Raw genomic sequence first — 21,678 nt, 5'->3', positions numbered from 1 at the left:
TTACTTAACACTCAAGATTTACAACGCAAGATATTGACAACCTCATCCAGGGCGTATTCACGTTGCCCCGAATTGGAGAGTTGCCTTGTTTGCCGCACGCCCACGTTGGGTTTACACCCTTATCTTGCTGTCGATTGCCATCCTCTATATCGCGTTTTGCACATATTTCGTAGCTCACGAAGACCCGATTTACGTGTGGGATTTCGGCGAATTTTGGAGAATGTACCAGCGACTTGGAGCCGGCTTGGGCACCCCCGGTTGGCTCGGCGGTGTAGCGAATTCTATATCCACCGGCGATTATAATATTTCCGGCGCACTGCCTCTCATTCCATCCTATCTACTATTTGGGGGTGGCCGCGCACCATATGTCGCGACCATAGCGGCTTTATACAGCATGCCTGCAGTAGCAATAGCCTCCTACATCGCGGCAGAGAGCGCGTCATTGGAGAATACTTACGCCAAAGGAGCAACGCTGTTGATAGCGGCATCGACTTTGCCTCTACTCGCACCCACCCTGCGCGGTATGTGGGATATCGCCGGGCTAATACCTCTTGGCATCGCGACAATTGTGATATTGAAAACTGCCTATCTCACAAGAGCTACAATTCGCCAACTCATTCTCGTCGGCGTCTCATTGTGGGCCGCATTTCTTTTGCGGCGATGGTATGCCTATAGCGTGATGTCTCTAATGGTTGTGACGCTGTTTTTTGCAATGGCTAGCAGCAGACGGGACCTGTTAAAATTGGGAACCGTACTGTCACTTGTGGTCAAATTTGCAATTGTCACCAGCGTGTTTTGTGGCTTGGCGCTTTATACCCAATTCGGTCTTATAAGCAGAATCCTCGTCACTGATTATGGTGAGCTATATGCAGCTTATCACAAATCGTTCTCTGAAAATCTCGCTATGGCTCTCGAACGGACGGGAATATTGAATTGTATCGTGATCGGCATCGGATTTATTTCGGCCGTGATTTTTAGAGTCCCAGCCGTACTGTTTTGCGGGATCGTCGCGACCACCGTATACTTTCTTTTCACCAGAACGCAGTTGATGGGTGTCCATCATTTTCTGCCCGTGGCATTCTGGTCGTTTCCCGTCCTGATATTTGGAATAAAATCTGTCGGGTCGATAATTAGGCTTCACGATAAGTCGATACTAGGCCTATGTGCTGTGTTTTCGATAACCATTTTACTTGGAGCGACCCTGTTTCCTCGGGTGTTTCCTGAAGCATTTTACCCAACTGAAGTCAGGCCGCTAACTCTTGATAATCGCGATGGTTACGAGAAACTTCTGCGTGCTATACATGAAAATCGAAAAGACACTGACCAAGTGAACACTTTTGGGTCAAGTTTGATCCTGTCAGACGACCTCTTGCGGAGCCTATCTCCGGACTTAGCAGATTACGTACCCTTTACGCCACACGTTGCGTCGACGCATCCATTCAGATTTGAGCATCTACGTGCCCAGTATCAGATAGCAACCGTCCCTGCGTTGACACAACTTGCACCAGGCACTCAGAGACACTTGCAGGTCCCGAATGATTTAATAGTCGAGGGCAAAGGATTCGGTAGCGGCTACTCGAAAATTGGGGGCCCATACCGTCTGTCAGTGGGTGTTGACGCATTTTTGTATAAAAGAAGCCGAGCTATGACGGCCGAAGATATGGCTCAGTTGCTCCCTGTATTGCTTGAGGTGAATCCATCATGGCGTGCAATGTTCTTTGAATCGATGGAACCGAGGCTTGCACTTAGAACTGAAATCTTGGGCGATAAATGGGGTAGGGTTACCCCGTCCGGGAGCAACTCGGTCTCGCTTCATCCTGGAGAGACGACGGGGACATCAATAACCGTTCCCCTGAGGTTTCTTGAAAGCAAGTCACCGAAATCAATTACATTTTCTATGCCCGCACAGGCATTGGTGTCGTGCCCGAATGCCGACGGTGTGTCGATTTCAGTTTCAGTGGACGGACACGTTACTTGGGAAGGCGTTTTGGGTCCTGGACAAACTCAAGCCGCACGTATTCCCGTTGGAGAGAATTTATTCATTGGGGTTGATAAGATTGGTAACCCCTATTGTGACACCATTGTTGCTGAATTTTCGATGTGAGCGATTAAATGAATCAAGTCCTTTCCAGCGTGTCTGTCGTTGTGCCGGTGTATAAAAGCGCTGAAATTCTTCCGGCACTTGTCGATAAAATTTCTTTTGAGCTTTCACGCATCGCCCCCGAACGATTTGAATTAATTCTGGTGAACGATCGAAGCCCTGATCAAAGCTGGAAGGTCATAAAGTCATTATCCGAGGGAAGGCCTTGGCTGAAGGGAATATCCTTACGCAAAAATGCCGGCCAGCATAACGCGACAATGGCCGGCCTGAATCATGCGACCGGAGATATCGTCATCGTCATGGATGATGATTTGCAGCACCCACCGGCTGCGTTGAGCCAGCTTGTTGAGAAGATTAAGCTTGGAGCTGATGTTTGCTACACCAGCTATCGGGACCGAAAGCATAGCGCGTTCAAGACATTTGGGAGTAAAGTGAACGATGTAGCCGCGCGGCTACTGCTCAAAAAACCAAAAGACTTATACCTCTCTTCGTTCAAGGCCATGAGCTCTGATTTGGTGGGAGAGATTATCCGCTATGATGGACCCTTCACATACATCGACGGCCTTGTCTTGGCCTCAACTGACTCAATCGCAGTTGTAGAGATTGACCATGGCAGTCGTGCAGCTGGTGAAAGCGGATACACTTTCAAGAAGTTGTTCTCACTGTGGCTGAAGATGGCCACTCGCTCCAATGTACCTCTTCGGATTGCCACGGCCGCAGGATTCTTTCTCTCCGTCGTCAGCATGGTTTTGTTCGCAGCTGTTATAGTGGACAGGTTCTTTTCCGGGGCTAACCAGCCGGGCTGGGCATCGACAATCGCGACGCTGCTATTTGTTAGTGGAGTACAAATGTTCTTTCTAGGAGTGCTTGGGGAATACGTAGGGCGGATCTACTCACGAGTGAACCATGAGCCTCAGTTCGCCGTAAAAGAGGTCGTCAACTTCGGAGAATCCGAGAGAATTCGTTCAAGATGACACCAAGAAGCCTCGCCGTTTTGACTCGGTTGGTATCGTATCACCGAACGCCAAGCCGGCGATGTCAACCACCATCTCGGCATCGGGCTGTAGTTCGTCCACTTCTACATTGATGACGTTTCTTGGGTCACTTATGCATATGGCCTGCCGATGAGCGCACGTGAACGCTGTTGCCTTCGTACTGCCCGTCGCCGGGAATTCAAGACGAGCAAAATATCATTCAGCCTCTGGATGGGAAGTAGCTTGGATCGTCTGTCGAGGCAACCGACCTTCTCCAACCCAACCTCAATGTAGGACGCAAGCGCACACAATTACTGCAGTTTAAGTTGAGCACTTACCGCTTCGGGACGAACCGATATGCAGTGTAGGTATCGAAGGCTAGCTTTTGGTCGACTTCATAATCCGCTGCGAACAGGTCTTGAACATATGCCAAACTCATCGGAGGGCTTATTGAGGGGATGATGACCCATCCTTGACGATTGAGTTGAAGTCTTGCCCTGTGTACGGCAAGCTTTTGCACTTCGCTTGGAAGCCCTGCGTATGTTGTAGCGTTGTTATATGATGTCCACTCTTTTTGCGGGCTAGTCAAAACGATGTTGGCGTATATATCAAACGCGGTAATGCCCTCGCCATATTTTGATGTAATGAAGTCAATTGCGCGACCACGATCAGTGCTTACCGGTTCTTCATAGTAATTCTCTATAACACTGTCCAATTGCGTCCCGTTGAAGGTCAAAAGGGTGTCGAACCTGTTGATTGGAGATGCATGTTGCGCCACACATATCCAACTTAACGAAAGCGCCAGTAGGCTCGCTGCCGCAGTTCGGATGAATTTCGAAGTTTCGTTTAAAACAAGAAATATCCAGATCAACCCATGATACGGGAAGAGCGACAGAATATTTGAATCGTGGCTCCTTCCAATATAGTAGACCATTGCCCCGTAGCTAAGCAACATCACACAGAACAGAGTTCTGAAATCCCGATTGATGCCACTCGTTCGATATAGTGACCCAAGAGCATATAGAGAAAGCACAAGCGAAAACGTTATTAGCAGAGCCGGCCCGACTATATTGACAGGAAGCGACCCAGGAACGTTTGACGCAAAAGCCAGGAACATTTGAATGTCCGGGAGCACTTTATATATCGCGTAATACCCCGCTAAGAATACGGCGAACGTAACTATCGCCACAACCGCCAGGATCAGCATCGATCGGCCAAGGTTCCGGACGATCTCCCCCTTTGAAGCGTTATTGGGCGTTTTCAGAAGCAAGTATTGGGGCCACCAGATGAAAGACACAATGAACAACGATTCTACGGACCAGACCGCTCCGAGACCCCACAGGATATGTAGGCGCCAGCCGCGCTTCTCAGCATAGTTATCTCTCGACAAGTCCAAGAGAATAATTGCAGCGGAAAGCAATGCCGCGGGGAAGTATCGCGCTCCTCCAAGCGACGGGAAAAAGTTCGCGAACGTTGGGCTGCCTGCCCAGAGAAAGCACGTTGTAATCGTAACCAAAAGCACGGAAATCCACACCATGGGGTTATATCCAACGGCGCGATTGGCGATCACCAAGCCAATAACACTGATGCTCACCCAGTAGACCAATTGCAAGACGCCGACCACGATAAACATGCCGGCAACCCAGCCTAATCCCGATGCTGCAGCAATAAAAATGGATGGCCCAAGCCCATACTGTGATGGGAAATCTCTGTAGATTGCCAAACCAGACGCAAGGCTTTTGGCAGAGGCGATATAAGCCCCCCAATGATACCACATCGACTCAAAATACATTGTATGGAGCGGAGCGTCAGCGTCCGCCGTATAGGGTCCCGACGAGAAGTTTAGAATTATCGCAGCCACTAGGAACATGGCCGCGACAATCCAGCATAGATAGGATTGCTCCCGTCTTAGTTTGCAATGTCCTGCAAATATCATCAGAAACAGAGCCCAGAAAATCCCGACGACTAACAGACGAACCGGACTAACCATGGTGTTCCGCAGAACGTATGTATCAGGCTCAAATAGCGTTGCAAAAAACAATAAAGACAACGAGACACCGATTGCTCCTTGCCAACGCATGAGTGTGCGATTGCCGAACCAAGGTTGTGTTTCCGTCTGCCTCCACATCAATATGAACGGTAAGATCGCAAGGCTTGCTCCAAGAATTGCGTAGATTGCTAATTCCAGTGCTTCGCGATTCGTGGCCAATTGATATCTCCGGTTGGTTATTGGCCCGCTATAAATTACGCTATTTCCGAGGGCAATGTTTGACTAGGCGAATTCTAATTGTTTGCTCTCTAAGCATCTGGAACTCAAGTTCATAGGAATGATAGGGAACGAACCACGCCACCGGGGGGAAAGCAGTTTCTAGTCAGGCGGTCGCTTGCGTTATTTTCGGTGGTATTGCATGTGGAACTGGGGCCAAAAAATAGAAGTAGAGAGATGGCAAGATTTGTAATTACCGGTGGTACAGGTTTCGTGGGAGCTTCCTTGGCCAATGCATTGCGTGCACTTGGGCATGATGCAATATTGGCGTCGCGCGGGCGCCATTTGCATGCCGAATCCCAATATTGGGTCGAATATGACCTTGTGGATGCTGCGACGGTTGCAAATATCGTTGAAGCGAAGCCAGATGGAATTTTCCATCTGGCCTGGTCCACTACTCCAGGATCGGCGGAGAACGATCCGGCCGCCGACGCCAAGACCAATCTTGGCGGCTTGCTAGCGCTCTTTCAACAGGTGACGGCGAAGTTGTCCGTGCCTGTCGTTTTCGTGTCGTCAGGGGGCACTGTATATGGCAAAGCAAGAACGCTGCCGATCACGGAAGATCATCCTCTCGATCCAGTCAGCATATACGGTATTACAAAGCTTGCGGCGGAAAATTACGCATCCCGGTTCTGGCAGTTACAGGGTCTAGATGTCCGTATTGCCCGCCTGAGCAATCCGTTCGGAGTATCGCAATCGATTGCCAAGCTGCAAGGCGCTGCAACTATTTTTGCCCGACAGGTTGTGCTGGGTGAGAAGGTGACTATTTGGGGCGACGGTAGCGTCGTTAGAGACTACATCGACGTGGCTGACTCCGCCAGCGCATTGATTGGAATTATGATGGCTGAAGTCACCGACGAGCATAGCATTCCCACATTCAACGTGGGATCTGGAGAAGGAGCAAGCCTGAACGAACTGTTGCGGATTATCGGTGATGCAGCAGGGCGCGAACCGAACGTCTCGTATGTCGGCGGGCGTGCCTTCGACATTCCTGCCAACATTCTGGACATTTCGAAGATTAAAAAAGCCACCGGTTGGCAGCCGCGCCAGAACATGAAGAACTCGATCCAGGAGATGGTGCAGAACTTAGCGGAGCGCTTAGACTCCCAGTGACGTCGGGCCCGGCAATGCTCGGCGCAACGTCATTTTAATCTTTCGAATGTTCAAGCTCCTCCTTATAAAGATGCTGATAGGCCGAGACCATTGCTTCAACCGAAAACAATGATGCGGCGCGCTTTTGATTTTCGAGACCAATTCGAGCGCATCTCTCTTTGTCTTCGAGCAAGTCAATGATGATCTTCGCGGTGTCCTCGACACCTGTGCCAAAAAACTCATCAGATCCGGCGATTTCTGGAAGAGCACCAATCCTATAGCCAGCAATAGCCAGTCGCTTCGACATTGCAAACGGAGCGACCTGTCCAAAACTTTCCGCCCAGACTGGAGCAATGAAAATAGAAAAGCGATTGTACCAGTCGGGGAGTTCTTCATAGGGAACGTAACCAGTAAAGCGGAAATTTTGTCGGACCCCTTGTGCGTATGTCCTATTTATCCAGGCCTCGAGAAAGCTTCCCCCGCCGATAATATAAACCCGAGTGCGTGGACGACGCTTCACGACCTCTATGAATAAGTCGATGGCATCAATCGTCAGCTTATCCTTTTCGAGCCGATATACCATGCCAATCGCGTTCTCAGCATCCTCTCCATCGTAGGGATGAGAAAAGCGAGTCAAGTCTATTCCGGGGTAGACCACCGTGGCGAGCTTGTCAGACAGCTTACCTCCAAACTCCTTGCGAACATATTCGCTCACGAAAACGTATCGGTTAATCCGCGGTGAAATTAAAGGATCGATAGGCGTGTTGATGTTTTCGACGATTGGAAGATTTTGGAAGTCTTCAAGTTGCTCCATTACGGCCTTATACCAGAGGTCATCTGTCAGGCCCCAATAATGAATATGGACGAGATCCGGCCGCATTTCTTTCAAGAGCGACTGGAGGACTTGCATGTTCGAGTAGGTGACCTGATGCACTGTCAGCCCAACGTGCTGCCCTGCCGGCCAAAGGGCCAAGGTTACGACCTCGTGTTGGAACTGATCTGACAGATGCTCGACGATGTCGATAATTAACTGGGTGGATCCACCGACGTGAACGTTGGGAATCACATGCAGCACCTTTGGCAGCGATGTCGGATCTTCGGGGAGATTTTTCGGCCGAACGACATAGGGAGCTACAAGGCCCTGCAGCGTACCGGTTTTCGCCTCTTGCTTGGCCCTATAGGCCTCATCAACGAGCAGTTCATAACGATTTTGCTTCGCGTTCCATTGAGGCTCGCATGCTGTCTCGTATGCAACAGGTTTGTGAAGTGGGACCGCAGGAGCGGACGAAGCGGCCGCAGGGCGCTTTTGCTTCAGAACAGCCCTTAGTTGCCGAATATTAGCGAGAGCCGCTCGCAAAAACGGAGCATGCCTAGCGAGGCGGTTTGCAAGCCTCCAGCGCAATGAGGTTTCGATTGTGTGGAGGCGGGAGCGCAGCGCCGCACGTTCCTCGACCAAAGCCTCGTAGCGCTGTTGGAGGGACGCCGCTTCGGTGGAGATTTTATCCCGTTCCTCGACCAAACCCTCGTAGCGCTGTTGGAGGGACGCCGCTTCGGTAGAGATTTTATCCCGTTCCTCGACCAAAGCCTCGTAGCGCTGTTGAAGGGACGCCGATTCAGTCGAGATCCTATCACGTTCCTCAACGAACTGATCGTGGGTAGAGCGCAAGTGCTCATATTTCCCCTGGAGTGACGCTGCATCAGCAAGTAATGCTCGTTCCAATTCCGCGGATTGTTTATTCTCCGTGTAAAGCTTTATCTCGTGCTGATGTCGAGTAGCGATCTCACGAACTCGTTGCCTAATAAAGTCCGTCTCGTTGTCGTAGAAGAAAACCGGTTGCACTCTATCAAGAGGCGACATGCTACACAGAGCTATCCAAGCTGCAGGTGTTTTCGCTTTCGGACTCACATTCGTGTACATGGGAGCTATTCTGGCTGCAGGATTCGAAGCCCCGTTATCGCTAGAAATCGTAAGCGTAGAGCCGGACAGAATTTTTTGGTCCAGAATTATAGTATGTTTAAAGTTCGCTTTTAAAACATCAGAAAACTCGTCTAGTTCCATCTCTTTCAAGTGAAAGGGATTTTCGCCGTACAGTTCTGTGGTCTTCGGATTGGGCGTAGAGATAATCAACAAGCCTTGCGACTTTAGAAGGCGCCGGAAATTTTTCAACAGCCGTTTCTGATCAAGCTCATCTAGATGTTCGATAACCTCAAAGCAAGTAACAAGATCGAACTGCGCATCAGAATAGTTGTCGCACAGATCGTCTACTTTGACGAATTCGAGGTTGAAGCGACTGTGTTCAGTTCGCGCGTATTCGAGAGCTCCGTCATCGATATCCACAGCGACGACATGATCCGCCACTTCAGAAAGTGCCTTCGCTCCATATCCGCTGCCACAGCCAAAATCGAGAACCCGCCTGTCGATGGAATACTGTTGGGCGAACATGTACCGCGGCAAGTGCTCGTAGGCCGTCAGTTCTGACCATGTCCCGGGAACATAACGTTCCTGCATGAAGCTAGAAAAATCGCTTCCCGTGGCGATCACTTTAAGACCAGCAAAACCTGCTAGTTTTTCGTTTCCCCGGCGATCTTCATCGTCGAAGCCTCGAACGGGGGCGATGTTCAACGGATGCTGCCCCTCCACATCGATGTCGCGAAAACGCAACCGCTTTAACAGCGTTTTGAACGTAAGGCCTGAGTAAGATGTCATATGGGAGGGCGGGGGTCTCAATTCCCATGCAATTGGATCGGCCAGTGCGGTCCAGGAACGGGCGTTGGCTGTGGTCACTGCGACCACCGTGTCAGGACCGATCTGTCCTTTTGCGAACATCTCGTAGAACAAGGGATAGGGATCGCTCAAATGCTCGATCACTTCAAGTATCAGAATTAGGTCGAATTTGTGAGGCGGAATTTCCTCGATTGTCTCCGTGATGAATATGCCTTTATGGCGTTGCTGGGCAATCTCGCGGGCATGGGGAGATGGCTCAACCCCGAAGCACTGCCATCCGCGTTGTTGAGCAAGCGCCAGACGAGTACCACAGACGCAGCCGATATCGAGGATCGATGGATTAGGATTCTGTTCCTCTACCTTGTCGATTAGGGGGACAAGCCATTCCGGCGCCTCATCATTGTGCACATCGCGCTCGCTCCCATCGAACAACTTGTTGTCACGAAGAGGTGGTGCCACAAACTCCGTCGCGCAGGTATGACAGCGAAAGATTGTGTAGCCCTCAACTTCTACAACTTTCTCATTCACTGTCTGCGCGCAAATGGGACAGTCATAGGACATTTCTGGCCACCGATTGATTAAGTAGTTGCAAGTTCTGCTGACGTCCGAAGTAATCTCTCATAGTGACCAAATTCCTGGTAGGTCCTTCCGCTTAGCAATTCTTTAGCGCCACCGATTCGCTTTTACTTGCTCGTACACGCTTACAACTTCCTGGGTCATCATCAAAGAAGTTCGATCATAGGTTGTCCGAAGGCTATTCGCACGGACCAATCCGCGATTCTGCAGAAGCTTTGCGAGGAGGCGCTTCAAGCTGTTCGCATCCGATCTTTTGAAGGACCATCCGGAGATACCTTCCTCAATAAACTCGGTCAGGCCTTGGACATCCGATACGATGACTGGCGTATGCGACGCTAAGGCATTTAGAAGAACTAGAGGACTATTTTCATACCACGTCGAGGGGATGGCCAGCAGATCAAAACTGCTCATTATCTCAGCCATCTCACTTGGCGGAAACGTGCCCCGGAATTGAACGTTGGAGGCTGCTATAGATCGCAGCTTTTGCATATAAGCAACGTCCTGATTGGCCGGTCCATAAATATCGAGTCGGGCCTGGGATGTCGTAAAGTCCCGGACCGCTGATACTAGAAGATCAACACCCTTGTGTGGGGCGATCTGGCCGATATAGCCAATGCTGATCGGGCTCTGCGGATCCTTGATAGGCTTTGGGCGCCTAATGATATCGACTCCAAATCGGCTGAGATGCAACTTCTTCCGATCAAATCCGTTAGCGCCGTAAGCCTCAAGGAGGAAACGTGAGGGAGCAATCATTGCGTCGTAGTGGGTATATGCGCGCTTCAGGACATCCGGTCTAACAACTATATCATGGATCGCTTGCCCTCCATCCCCGACCGGATCGAATTTCAACCCATTGGCTACGCTTAGCGCTAAGCCGGACGCGGCCCAGCCCATCGGGACGTTAGCAACCTTCCGCGCTATCGGATGATTGGCAGCTTTCAGATAACAAGCAATGCAGTTACTGCGAAGCAGGTTCGGCCCGGCGCACAGGGAGCCGCTCGCCGACTCGAGCTTGTTGTTAAAACAGAAGCCATAAAAATCAGTCAGCGTGGCAACCAAGGGGATGTTGCCGCGCGCGACTTCCTCCAGAAGCACTGCCGTGTGGTTTACGAGATGAGTGACGTGAACAACATCCGGTTTGGTTTCCTCCAATATCTGCCGGAGATATGGACGCGTCTCCTCTTGGAAATACGTTTCGGCGATGCGCGAGTGTGGGACATGGTTCTTGTCGAAGGCGATAACTTTAACGCCGTCATAGGTGTACGCGGTAATCACCCGATCATTTGACTGCTCTCCTTGAAAGATTCCGCAAACGATCGTCACTTCATGACCAAGATAGATGAGATTCTTGGCCAATTGGAGTGTGTAGGTTTCAGTTCCATAGAAATGATCTGGGAAAAAGCAATGTACAAAAAGGACTACTCTCAAATCGGGCTCCTTCTTGGGAACAATGACCCGTCCTTGCATCCGTCGCAGATCAACGTGTCAAGCGTGTGGAGCACTGCGCGGACCTTCGTCCTGCTGGCATCGCGTTCCCTATCGAATACCCTATCAGATTTGTCAATGTTCAATTCTACATTCAGAGTGCATCCCTACGAACACGACCGCGATCGCGTCTATAAGAAGCGCGTCATCTGACGTCCGGTGAAGGAATGAAGAGTGATAACGACACGATCGGCGCGATGATCGCCTACCGCAATACCTTGTGTCCCCTTGTTATGCCAGAAACTGCAGAAAACTGATCTCGAGCAGCTGGCAGCCACGCTCGGACGAAAATCATGGCTCTATGCGCCCGATTTGGTGCGAAACTTCGATGCTCGAAATGCGACGCGACATCGGCCGATCTTGCATTGCGCCTTATGGCGGGGTGCGTTTTAATCGCGTAGTTCGGATGGACATCAGTACGCTACCGGAGCTCTGTGGCAGAAGCGAGTAGGGCAACCATCGCGATGTTATTTAGGTGGCTCGTCGAGACGATCGAGGCGTCCAAGGTCCCCCGCCTCCTTAACAAACCTCTCACGCCATTCGTTTGTCCGTTCGTCGCGCTGAACGACCATTCGTGGTTTCAATTTCAAATTTCGATCCAAACTCTCAGATACAAGATCGCCGACCTTGGTGAGATAATGCTTTGGGTTAACTGTAAAATTCTCATACACTATATGGACAACAGGTGCGTTATTACGCGCAAAGTATAAAGACCATCGCGCTCGCGCTGTGATTATTTCCTGCAAGCACCTTTGAATTTCAACGATACTGAATATCGGCTCCTTCTCGGATGGCATGTGACCGTGAAACTGCCCCGACTGGCGCGCCCGCGACAAAGATATTGCCTGACTCAAAAGGTCTGCCCGAGTGAGCCTGACAAAACTTGGATTAGGAAACGCTTTTGAAAACTTAAGCGTTGGACTGATAAGGTCGAAATGCCACGAGTGCAGTTTGACGGCAAAGCAACCGTTCGGGGTGACACCGACGCGATGAGCTATCTGTATCTGCTCGGCAACTTCGCTCGGGTAGTCTTTAACGAACGTACGCATCCAAGGCGTATTGAAGTACTCCGAAGGGCGCCCAAGAACGCCGGTCTGCCCCATCATCTCACAGAACAATTCGCTACCCGATCGCTCCTCGGAGGCCACAATGATTGTCTTGGTTGGGTTCGCCGCTCGGGGATGATTTTGAAGCCAGGACTCCAAAGTGAGCCCTCCGATCTTTCCGAGATGTGGATGCCAATCTTCTCCGGGTTTGGGACGATTCTTCAACTGTGTAAACAAACGTGGGATCAGGACTGCCATGCAAGATATCTCAGTTACTGTTGGCAATTAACGTGTCCGCGAGAAACGTCGGCACATCAAGAAACACACCTATCGGCGCTACTGAGGTCGGGCCACCCTCGTGCCTTGCCCGGTCGCCGGCGGGTATCTCGATGCACCTCTCGCCCCGGACCCGGTACACGACGGCCTACGCAAAGGCAATCTAAAGTTGTGCACCAAGAGAAATTTCGGACAGCGCGTTTACCAGGGCAATTTTGGATGATTTTTAAGGAGACGAAGATCGACCCACTAGATAATGGGTTCGGGAAGGTCTGGCAGTATAAGTTCTTGAATATGCACATACCGATCCAGCTTCCCAAGCTGAATACGAGGGTTCGATTCCCTTCACCCGCTCCAAAATCCTTAATAACCTCTAGTCGCGCGCCGCCGTCGAATTGCGCACCACCAGCGATGCTTCCAGCAATTCGTCGTCGATGGGAAGCGGGCTGGTGCCGGTCGTCAGCGCCACGGCGCGTGCGGCAATCTGTTCGACGGGCTGGCGGATCGTCGTCAGGCGCGGCGTGATGAGTTCGGCCAGCGGAATATCGTCGAAGCCGACGACGGAAATATCCTGCGGCACTTTCAGGTCGAGATCGTTGGCGGCGCGCATCAGACCGATCGCCTGCTGGTCGCTGGCCGTTGCAATGGCGGTTGGGCGCTCGCCCGGCGCCCGGTCGAGCAGCATGCGGCCCAGCGTTTCGCCGGATGCATAGTCGAAATAGCCTTCGAGAATTTCCGGCGTCACCCCCTCGGCGGCAAGGGCGTCGACGAAGCCGTTGCGCCGCTCGCGTGAAACGGGCGCTTCGGGAGGGCCGGCAATATAGGCGATGCGCCGGTGGCCAAGGGCAAGAAGATGCCGTGCGGCAAGGCCGGCGCCGGCGGCATGATCGACAGAGATCAACGGATAGCCCGCAAAGCGCCGGTCCACCGCAACGGTTGCCACATTGCTCTTCCAGCCCTCGGAAGCGCCAAACTGGGTCGGAACCACGATTAGCCCGGTTGGATAGCTCTTCAACAGGCTTTCGATCTGGTTGAGCTCGATCCTGGGGTCTTCATTGGTGATCGACAGCAGCACCGAAAATCCCGAACGTGACGCGATCGCCTCGACATGCTTGGCAAGTTCGGCAAAGAACGGGTTGGTAATATCCGGGATGACCAGGCCGATCATATCGGTGCGGCTGCGGCGCAGGCCGCGCGCAACGCCGCTCGGCCGAAAGTTGAGTTCGCGAATGGCTTCAGTCACCTTCTCGCGCAGGGCCGTGCCGACGGTCTCGTTATTTGCAAGAACGCGCGATACCGTTCCGACCGAAACATTGGCGCGTGCCGCAACGTCCTTGATGTTCACCACTTTCGCGTGCGTCTTATGTTTGGTCCTGTCGGGCGCGTCGGGTGCACTCATGCTTTGGTCAGTCTTTCGCGGTATTTGTCGAGTATCACAGCGAGGATTATCACAAATCCGGTTATCATCTGTCGCATAAAATCACTGAGGCCAAGCAGAATAAGCCCATTGGCGAGAACGCCGATAATGCAGGCGCCAAGCAGCGTTCCGACGACGCTGCCGCGCCCGCCGCTGAGGCTCGTCCCGCCGATGATGACGGCTGCAATTGCATTGAGTTCGAAGCCGATGCCGATGATCGGGCTCGCGATATTGAGGCGGGCCATATAGATGATCGCGCCGATGCCAACCAGCGCTCCGCAGATCGTGAAAGCGGCAATCTTGTAGAAGAAGATGTTGTGGCCGGCGAGCCGTGCTGCCTCTTCATTGTTGCCGATACCATAGAGCACGCGGCCAAAGACGGTTTTCGCCAGCACGAACCAGGCGATGGCGACAAGCAGCAGAGCAATCAGGAAGAGCACCGGCACGCCGTAGATCGTGCGCGAGCCGAAGGCATTGAACGCTGCGGGAAAGGAGTAGATCGTCGAAGCGTTCGTTACTTGCAGGGCCGCGCCGCGCGCAATATTGAGTGTGCCGAGTGTGACGATGAAGGACGGTATGGCCCAGTAGGCGCTGATAAAGCCGTTGAAAAGGCCAAAACCGATCCCGGCGATCACAGCGCTGATAACGGCAAGCGTGACGGCAAGGGCCGGGTCAAGCCCGGGCAAGGTCATTACGGTGCCTGCGACGACGGCGCAAAACGAGAGCACCGAGCCGACTGAAAGATCGATCCCGCCAATGAGGATGACGAAGGTCATGCCGATCGAAAGGACGAGATTGATCGTCACCTGTGTCAGGATGTTGGTGATATTGCTTGCCGTGAGGAAGTGCTGGGTCGTCACCGAAAAGACGATGATGAGCACGACGAGCGCAAGGCCGATGCCCGCCTCGCGCAGGACCGTCTTCGATACGGCGGCAAAATCGGCTCGCCCGGCAGGGCTGCGGTCGATATCAGTGCTGTCCATGGCGGCGTTCATCCTTATAGGCGAGATTCAATATGTGCTCTTCTGAAAAGTCCTTGCGCGCGACCTCGCCGGCAATCCGATGCTTCGACATGACGAGAATGCGGTCGCACAATGTTATCAGTTCGGGCAGTTCCGACGAGACAATCAGAAGGGCAAGGCCTTGCTCGGCAAGTCCGCGCAACAGCGCATAGATCTCCGCCTTCGCACCCACGTCGACGCCCCGCGTCGGCTCGTCGAGCAGAAGCACCCTGGGCTTGTTGGCCAGCCACTTTGCCAGCACCACCTTTTGCTGGTTGCCGCCGGAAAGCGTGGACGCAGCATCACGCGGACTTCCATATTTGAGCCGTACCTCGCCGCCGAGCTTTTGGGTCAGGCGGCTTTCCTTGTTCTTGTCGACGAGGCCGAGGCGCGAGACATCTTTCAGGCTCGCCAGCGTCACGTTGGCGGCGATCGGCATGGAAAGGATCAGGCCTTCTTCCTTGCGGTCTTCGGTGACGAAGCCGATACCGTCCGCGATCGCATCGCCTGGATTGCGATAGGAACGCGGCGCGCCTTCCCGCTGCAATTCTCCCGAGACGGCGACATCCGCGGCGAAGATCGAGCGCAGGAGTTCGGTGCGTCCGGAGCCGACGAGGCCGGCAATGCCGAGCATTTCGCCATAGTGCAGATCAAAGGATACGCCCTCGGCAAATGGCGAGGCGGGGTGGCGCAGATTGCGCAATGACAGCGCCGTCTTGCCGCCGGTATCGACGGTCTTTTCAGCTGCCATGGCTGCGGCAAGTTGCCGGCCGACCATGTTGCTGACCAGTTGCTCGGGCGTCGTCGCGGCAATATCGGCGGTCATTACGGAGGCGCCGTTGCGCAGCACAGTTACCCTGTCGCAAATGGCGAAGACTTCCTGCAGATGGTGCGATACGAAGACGATGGCAACGCCCTTTGCCCTGAGGCCGGCGATGATGGTGAAGAGGCGCTGCGTTTCTCGCTCGGTCAGCGTTGCCGTAGGTTCGTCAAGGATAAGGATGCGGCTCTCCCCCATCAACGCACGGGCGATTTCCACAAGCTGCCGGTGCGCCACGCCGAGCGATTCAACCGGCCGGCGCACGTCGACGTCAGCAAGCCCGATGGCATCAAGCGCTTTGCGGGCCTTGGCGTAAAGGCTGGTATAATCGACCATGCCGAAATGCTTTCGCGGCATGTCTTCAAAACAGATATTCTCGGCGACGGAGAGGTAAGGCAGGAGATTGAACTCCTGATGCACAACCTGAATACCTGCCGATTTCGCATCGCCGGGCGCGTGCGGATCATACGGAGCCCCGGCGAGTTCGATCTCACCAGCATCGCGCTGGACGATCCCGCATAGAATTTTGATCAATGTGGATTTGCCGGCGCCATTCTCGCCGACAAGAGCATGGACCTCGCCGGCCCGCAGAGCGAAACTGACGCCGTCGAGCGCAACGACCCCGCCAAACCGTTTGCGTACGCCGGAAAGATGGAGCAGGGCTTCGGCGTCCGCGCTTGGGCGGATACCGTCAGGCATCGTCTGATTGTTTTCCATGTTGGGCCGCCTCTGTCTCCGGCCGCACCCGATCAGGGCGCAGCCGCAGTTCCAGAACTTTTTACTTCACGTCGTCAGACGTGACGAGCTTGATATCGGTCTTGACCCAACCCTCGAGCGGCTTGCCGCCCTTGAGCACGCCGAGCGCCTTGTCGACGGCGTTCGCAGCCATTTCCTGGCCGAACTGATCGACGGTGGCGAGCATCTTCTTTTCCTTCAGCAGCGGCTGCACGGCGGGAATATTGTCAAAGCCAACCACTTCGATTTTGCCGGTCTTGCCGGCAGCATCGATTGCCTTGACGACACCGAGCGCCATGGAATCATTGGCCGCCATCACACCCTGGATGTCGGGATGGGCCGTCAGCATGTTGGAAAAGAGGGTGTTGGCTTCCTCGGTTTCCCAATGTGCGGTGCGCGAATCGAGAAGGTCGAGCTTTCCGGCCTCAACCGAATCCATGAAGCCGAGCTTGCGCTGCGCTGCATTGTCCGCGCCGGGGTTGCCTTCGATGATGACGACCTTGGCGCCCTGGCCGAGCTTCTTGGCGAGAGCATCGCCCGCAAGCTTGGCGCCGCCGCGATTGTCGGGTCCGACGAAGGCGAGTGTCAGCCCTGCTTCCTGCTTGGCCTTCTCGTCAAGGGAAACGTCGAAATTGACGACGGTAATGCCGGCGTCGACCGCGCGCTTTAGCGGCGGCACCAAGGCACGCGAGTCGGCGGGGGCGATGACTATCGCATCGACCTTTTCTGTAATGAAGCTTTCGACAGCGTTGATCTGCGTCTCGATATCGGTCTCGGACTGCATGCCGACAGCCTTGAGCGTGTAGTCGCCGCGCTTGGCCTCATGCGCCTTGGCGCCTTCGAGCATGTTCTTGAAGAATTCGTTGGCGAGAGACTTCATGACGAGCCCGACGACGGGCTTGTCGTCTGCATGACTTGCAATCGGAACCATAAGCGTTCCGGCGAGCAGACCGGCCGCAATAATCTTGGAAAATCGCATAATATTCCTCCCAGAATAAGACGTGGTTTCGCCAGGTCCTCCGACAAGGCGATGAAACGTTTCACCGGATTCTCAGCAAAACGATTTCTGTACGGAAATGGGCCATATCGCTTCAAGCTTGTCAATATGAAACGTTTCATTGCTGCAGCGCGTCAATTTTATGAGCCAAGTGAGAGGAGTTGCATAGAAGACGGGTTGCACGACCGCATCGCAATCGCAAAACAGTTTCTACCGTCTTCATCGCTACAGCGCCATGTTTGCGTGACAAGCGGTTGCCGCGACACGCGATGCAGAGCATGGGTTATTCACCACCTTGAACGCTATTCCGTATCGCCGTATGTCATTGCCAGCGCAGACAAGTATGGACCGGAGAAAACATGTCGGATGGAGTGAACCGTTTCCTGGGCGATACGCCCGCCCGTGTTCTCATAAAGCTCATCATCGTTTCGCTTGTCGTGGGTGTGGTCATGAGCGCATTCGACTGGTCTCCGATGGATATTCTCTACGGCATCGAGAATTTCTTCCGCCGCATCTGGAATCTGGGCTTCGGCGCGATCGAACGCTTCGCAGGCTATTTCCTGCTTGGCGCAGTCGTCGTCATTCCGTGCTTCATCCTGTTGCGGCTTTTGAGCTATCGTCGCTAAAACTGCCAAACATTGTGGTTGAGCCTTTCGGGGCGCGAAGGAGCCACATTTCACCGATATCGGCTAAACCCGTCGTGAGGAAAGCTCCATGGACGAAACAAAATTGCTAATGCCGCGTCGTCATTTTCTCGGCCTTGCCGCCGGCGTTGCGCTCCTGCCGCTTGCCGCATGCCAATCGACGCCACCGCAACCGCGGTTGACCGGCAAGCGCGCGGGCGTTTCGGCTTCAGGCAGCGCCAATCTGCGGGCAATACGGTCGTCAAGGGGGCTCGGGCCCCTCGCTCCGTCTTCGGCATTGGAGCAGGCGGCCTTGCAGCAGGCGGGCTATATGGCGAGCGCCGGACGCATGAGCCATACGACGAGCTGGAACCGGGACTTTGCTTCTCGCATACGCGGCGCGGGCATTCACGGTCCCGCTGCGGAAAATATCGCCAGGGGCCGGATGGATATGGACCAAGTCTTTGCGCAGTGGATGAACTCACCGCCGCACCGTCGCAATATGCTCGACCCGCAATTCAGCCATTTCGGACTTGCCTACGCTGAATCTGGTGCAGAAAGGTATTGGGCGCTGGTCCTTGGCGTGTAGTCCCTGGGTGCTGGAATGCATCATCCTTGATATGACTGGTAAACGCCGCGAACCAGTGGCATAGAGCTTGGATAGCCTTTCAGGCTTGCAATCTCGGTGCCTTCATGAATATCGATGTGCCTTCGTCTGCCGGTTCCAAGGTCGTCCGCCCCTTCGAGGTGACGAACCGGTTGATGCTTGCAATCACGATTCCGGTCATGCTCGCGTCGTTGACGACGCCGCTGCTTGGTCTCGTCGATACTGCTGTCATTGGCCAGGTCGGCAATCCGCATCTGCTTGGCGGCCTTGCCATTGGCGCCCTGGTCTTCGACTTCCTGTTCTCGACGATGAACTTCCTGCGCGCTGGCACGACAGGCCTTGTTGCGCAGGCCATGGGCCGCCACGACGATGTCGAGCAGCAGGCGGTATTCTGGCGGGCTCTCGGCATTGCCGTTGTCGCCGGCTTGATCTTCATCGCGGCCACACCGCTGATCCTGCAGGCGACCGTCAGCTTTATGAATCCCGATCCGGCTGTCAGCGAGGCCATGTCGACCTATGTGTCGATCCGTCTCCTGTCGTCGCCCATGGCACTCGGCAACTTCGTCGTATTGGGACTGCTGCTCGGGCAGGGCAAGGCCATGCAGGGCCTTTATCTGCAATTGCTGCTGAATGGCGTCAATGTCGTGATGACCATCTGGCTCGGTCTTATCATGGGTTGGGGCGTCACGGGCATCGCCTGGGGGACGGTTCTTGGCGAGACGTCGGCGTTGATCGTCGGCCTTTCGATGATCTACATGCAGTTCCGAAGCATTGCCAATCCATCGCGCAAACGCGTTCTGGATGCGCATGAAATCCGCCGCATGTTCGCGGTCAATCGCGACATCATGCTGCGCTCGTTCTTCCTGCTGATCGCCTACGCCTATTTCACCCGGGCGGGCACCCAGGCCGGTGCGGTAACGCTGGCGACCAATGCGGTGCTGATGAATTTCCTTCTGATTTCAGGCTATCTGATCGACGGCGTCACCACCGCAGCCGAACAAATCTCCGGTCGTGCCGTCGGCGCGAATTACCGACCCGCCTTCGACCGGGGCGTAAAGCTCTCATTCCTGTGGGGAATGATCCTTGCATCGGTCATGGCACTCTTTTTCCTGATCTTTGGCGACAGTATCGTCGCCTTCCTGATCAAGTCAGAAGAGGTTCAATCGATGGCAGCTATCTATATGCCCTGGGCCGCCCTTGCGCCGGTCACCGGCCTTCTCGCCTTCCACATGGATGGTGTCTTCATCGGGGCGACTTGGTCGCGCGATATGCGCAACATGATGATTCTGTCGCTCGCGGGCTATTTTGGCGCCTACTACGTCTTGCCGATGTACCTCGGCAATCACGGCCTCTGGCTGGCGCTCCACCTCTTCCTTGGCCTGCGCGGCATCTCGCTTCTGTCGATTCTGCCGAGCCGGGCGCGCCTGCAGTTTGCCGAGTAAGATAGAAATAGCGACACGCTCTAGGCCGGCAGAGGTTCGCCTGCCCATTCATTGACGTCGCAATCGCGCAGTGCAGCGATGGTGGTGATGCGGTCACGCTTCAATCTTGCCGAAAGGTCCTTGACGATGTCCCCGGCAAGTCCTGGCCCTGCATAAATCATGCTCGTATAAAGCTGAACGAGATCCGCGCCGGCACGTATTTTCGCAATCGCCGTCGCCGCGCTGTCAACACCGCCAACGCCGATCAACGGCAAATCGGACCCGACGCGCTGGCGCATCTTGGCAAGGACGATCGTCGAGCGATTGAACAGTGGAGCGCCAGAAAGTCCTCCAGTCTCGCGCGCATTTTTCGTCCCTTCGAGGCCGCTTCGCGATAGCGTAGTATTCGAAATTATCAAGCCGTCGAGTGGATGAAGCGCGATCTCGGCGGCGATATCGTCGAGGCTCGCCTCTGGAAGATCGGGCGCGATCTTCAGAAAGACCGGTCGGTGCACGCCCTTTTGCGCGTCGCGCGCTTCGAGCACCTTGCCAAGCAATTCGCGCAAGCTTTCGCGCGCCTGCAGATCGCGCAGTCCCGGCGTGTTCGGCGAGGAAATGTTGACGGTGAAATAGCTGGCGACTGACTGAAACTTTCGGATCCCGGCAACGTAGTCGGCAATCCGGTCCGTTGAATCCTTGTTGGCGCCTATGTTGACGCCGACAATGCCGGCATGCTTGCGCCGTTCGGTAAGCCGCTGGAAAGCCGGGTCGTGGCCTTCATTGTTGAATCCGAGGCGGTTTATCACCGCGCGGTCTTCGATAAGGCGGAAAATCCGCGGCTTGGGATTGCCGGACTGCGGCAATGGGGTCAGCGTTCCGACCTCGGCAAACCCGAATCCGAGCTTCAACAGGGCATCCGGCACTTCGGCATTCTTGTCATAGCCTGCTGCCATGCCGAGAGGATTGGGAAAGCTGAGACCTGCCACCGTGACCCGCAGTGCCGGATCGTTCAAAGGCGCGCAACCGGGGACGATGCCGCTTTTCAACGCTTTTATCGAAAGCCCGTGTGCATCTTCCGGATCGAACGAGAACAGGACCTTCCTGCCGATCGCCTGGAACAGCCTGTTCATTATTGCATCTCCGGAAATTGGTGCCCGTCAGGCCCGAGGGGCAGGGGCTTTACCCATTCGACCGCCTCGAGCGGCAGCGATGCATAAAGGTGCGGAAAGAGATCGGCTCCGCGCGAAACCTCGTATTTGAGCGCATCGCCAAGCCGGTCGGTCGCAACCGCAATGAGCAGAAGGTCGTCCTGGCCGGCGAAATGCTTTGTCGCCGTCTCCACGGCCTGGGCGGCTGTCGAGAAATGAATGAAACCGTCCGCATGATCGATGGGCGCGCCGTCAAAGACACCCTTTGCTTCGGCGGCCTGCCAAAGGGTGCGCGGCGCAATCTTGTATATCAGGTGAGTCATGGAAATTCTTAGTAGTCGGAAAACCCGCCCGCGCAAAGTCCGGAG

The 21,678-nt window shown here is 54.2% G+C and carries 16 protein-coding genes; 6 read left to right on the top strand and 10 right to left on the bottom strand.

Features of this window, described 5'->3' with window-relative positions; translation table 11 throughout:
- Positions 1-85: 85 nt before the first annotated feature.
- Both HQ945_RS05085 and HQ945_RS05080 read left to right on the top strand, forming a co-directional pair.
- Complete coding sequence (locus HQ945_RS05085; RefSeq protein WP_113279775.1) at positions 86-2,104, top strand: hypothetical protein; 2,019 nt, start codon at positions 86-88, stop codon at positions 2,102-2,104.
- Positions 2,105-2,112: 8 nt separating this feature from the next.
- A complete protein-coding gene (locus HQ945_RS05080; RefSeq protein ID WP_113279776.1) occupies positions 2,113-3,075 on the top strand; it encodes a glycosyltransferase family 2 protein in 963 nt (320 codons plus the stop codon).
- Positions 3,076-3,409: 334 nt separating this feature from the next.
- Here the strand turns inward: HQ945_RS05080 and HQ945_RS05075 are convergent, their stop codons facing one another.
- Positions 3,410-5,284, bottom strand: a complete 1,875-nt coding sequence (locus tag HQ945_RS05075; protein WP_113279777.1) for a DUF2339 domain-containing protein — start codon at positions 5,282-5,284, stop codon at positions 3,410-3,412.
- Positions 5,285-5,518: 234 nt separating this feature from the next.
- Here HQ945_RS05075 and HQ945_RS05070 point away from each other — a divergent pair, with 234 nt between their 5' ends.
- Positions 5,519-6,454, top strand: a complete 936-nt coding sequence (locus HQ945_RS05070; protein ID WP_113279778.1) for an NAD-dependent epimerase/dehydratase family protein — start codon at positions 5,519-5,521, stop codon at positions 6,452-6,454.
- Positions 6,455-6,488: 34 nt separating this feature from the next.
- On the opposite strand, the gene HQ945_RS05065 is transcribed toward HQ945_RS05070, so the two are convergent.
- The 7 genes from HQ945_RS05065 to HQ945_RS05035 form a co-directional block, all read right to left on the bottom strand.
- The gene (locus HQ945_RS05065; RefSeq protein WP_113279779.1) at positions 6,489-9,719 is read right to left on the bottom strand and encodes a methyltransferase domain-containing protein; all 3,231 of its coding nucleotides are present in this window, start codon (positions 9,717-9,719) and stop codon (positions 6,489-6,491) included.
- Between the two features lie 102 nt (positions 9,720-9,821).
- On the bottom strand, positions 9,822-11,162 hold the full coding sequence (locus tag HQ945_RS05060; protein WP_113279846.1) for a glycosyltransferase family 4 protein: 1,341 nt from the start codon (positions 11,160-11,162) through the stop codon (positions 9,822-9,824).
- A 524-nt stretch (positions 11,163-11,686) separates the two neighbouring features.
- A complete protein-coding gene (locus HQ945_RS05055; RefSeq protein ID WP_113279780.1) occupies positions 11,687-12,523 on the bottom strand; it encodes a Stf0 family sulfotransferase in 837 nt (278 codons plus the stop codon).
- Positions 12,524-12,914: 391 nt separating this feature from the next.
- Positions 12,915-13,940, bottom strand: coding sequence for a LacI family DNA-binding transcriptional regulator (locus HQ945_RS05050; protein WP_113279781.1), 1,026 nt, complete (start codon positions 13,938-13,940; stop codon positions 12,915-12,917).
- Positions 13,937-14,941: an ABC transporter permease gene (locus tag HQ945_RS05045; protein ID WP_113279782.1), complete on the bottom strand. Its 1,005-nt coding sequence runs from the start codon at positions 14,939-14,941 to the stop codon at positions 13,937-13,939. The genes HQ945_RS05050 and HQ945_RS05045 overlap by 4 nt, the downstream gene beginning before the upstream one ends.
- A complete protein-coding gene (locus tag HQ945_RS05040; RefSeq protein WP_246272511.1) occupies positions 14,928-16,496 on the bottom strand; it encodes a sugar ABC transporter ATP-binding protein in 1,569 nt (522 codons plus the stop codon). Before HQ945_RS05040 ends, HQ945_RS05045 begins: the two co-directional genes overlap by 14 nt.
- 61 nt (positions 16,497-16,557) lie before the next feature.
- Complete coding sequence (locus tag HQ945_RS05035; protein WP_113279783.1) at positions 16,558-17,493, bottom strand: sugar ABC transporter substrate-binding protein; 936 nt, start codon at positions 17,491-17,493, stop codon at positions 16,558-16,560.
- A gap of 377 nt (positions 17,494-17,870) precedes the next feature.
- Between HQ945_RS05035 and HQ945_RS05030 the strand changes: the two genes are divergently transcribed.
- The 3 genes from HQ945_RS05030 (at position 17,871) to HQ945_RS05020 (ending at position 20,183) form a co-directional block, all read left to right on the top strand.
- Complete coding sequence (locus HQ945_RS05030) at positions 17,871-18,137, top strand: DUF6460 domain-containing protein (protein WP_027230335.1); 267 nt, start codon at positions 17,871-17,873, stop codon at positions 18,135-18,137.
- A gap of 88 nt (positions 18,138-18,225) precedes the next feature.
- Positions 18,226-18,723, top strand: coding sequence for a CAP domain-containing protein (locus HQ945_RS05025; RefSeq protein WP_113279784.1), 498 nt, complete (start codon positions 18,226-18,228; stop codon positions 18,721-18,723).
- A 104-nt stretch (positions 18,724-18,827) separates the two neighbouring features.
- Positions 18,828-20,183, top strand: coding sequence for an MATE family efflux transporter (locus tag HQ945_RS05020; protein ID WP_051614561.1), 1,356 nt, complete (start codon positions 18,828-18,830; stop codon positions 20,181-20,183).
- A gap of 20 nt (positions 20,184-20,203) precedes the next feature.
- On the opposite strand, the gene HQ945_RS05015 is transcribed toward HQ945_RS05020, so the two are convergent.
- Positions 20,204-21,292, bottom strand: a complete 1,089-nt coding sequence (locus HQ945_RS05015; RefSeq protein ID WP_113279785.1) for a quinone-dependent dihydroorotate dehydrogenase — start codon at positions 21,290-21,292, stop codon at positions 20,204-20,206.
- Positions 21,292-21,633: a DUF952 domain-containing protein gene (locus HQ945_RS05010; protein WP_174207704.1), complete on the bottom strand. Its 342-nt coding sequence runs from the start codon at positions 21,631-21,633 to the stop codon at positions 21,292-21,294. The genes HQ945_RS05015 and HQ945_RS05010 overlap by 1 nt, the downstream gene beginning before the upstream one ends.
- Positions 21,634-21,678: the final 45 nt, after the last annotated feature.

Source organism: Phyllobacterium pellucidum, from assembly GCF_013327855.1.
Lineage (GTDB): Bacteria > Pseudomonadota > Alphaproteobacteria > Rhizobiales > Rhizobiaceae > Phyllobacterium > Phyllobacterium pellucidum.
Note: the sequence above shows the minus strand (reverse complement) of the source record. Positions and strands in the feature narration are given on the sequence as shown.

Coding starts and splice junctions, on each gene's coding strand:
- HQ945_RS05080 (WP_113279776.1), top strand. CDS start 2,113: ATGAATCAAGTCCTTTCCAGCGTGTCTGTCGTTGTGCCGGTGTATAAA.
- HQ945_RS05070 (WP_113279778.1), top strand. CDS start 5,519: ATGGCAAGATTTGTAATTACCGGTGGTACAGGTTTCGTGGGAGCTTCC.
- HQ945_RS05065 (WP_113279779.1), bottom strand. CDS start 9,719: ATGTCCTATGACTGTCCCATTTGCGCGCAGACAGTGAATGAGAAAGTT.
- HQ945_RS05055 (WP_113279780.1), bottom strand. CDS start 12,523: ATGGCAGTCCTGATCCCACGTTTGTTTACACAGTTGAAGAATCGTCCC.
- HQ945_RS05050 (WP_113279781.1), bottom strand. CDS start 13,940: ATGAGTGCACCCGACGCGCCCGACAGGACCAAACATAAGACGCACGCG.
- HQ945_RS05045 (WP_113279782.1), bottom strand. CDS start 14,941: ATGGACAGCACTGATATCGACCGCAGCCCTGCCGGGCGAGCCGATTTT.
- HQ945_RS05040 (WP_246272511.1), bottom strand. CDS start 16,496: ATGGAAAACAATCAGACGATGCCTGACGGTATCCGCCCAAGCGCGGAC.
- HQ945_RS05035 (WP_113279783.1), bottom strand. CDS start 17,493: ATGCGATTTTCCAAGATTATTGCGGCCGGTCTGCTCGCCGGAACGCTT.
- HQ945_RS05030 (WP_027230335.1), top strand. CDS start 17,871: ATGTCGGATGGAGTGAACCGTTTCCTGGGCGATACGCCCGCCCGTGTT.
- HQ945_RS05025 (WP_113279784.1), top strand. CDS start 18,226: ATGGACGAAACAAAATTGCTAATGCCGCGTCGTCATTTTCTCGGCCTT.
- HQ945_RS05020 (WP_051614561.1), top strand. CDS start 18,828: ATGAATATCGATGTGCCTTCGTCTGCCGGTTCCAAGGTCGTCCGCCCC.
- HQ945_RS05015 (WP_113279785.1), bottom strand. CDS start 21,292: ATGAACAGGCTGTTCCAGGCGATCGGCAGGAAGGTCCTGTTCTCGTTC.
- HQ945_RS05010 (WP_174207704.1), bottom strand. CDS start 21,633: ATGACTCACCTGATATACAAGATTGCGCCGCGCACCCTTTGGCAGGCC.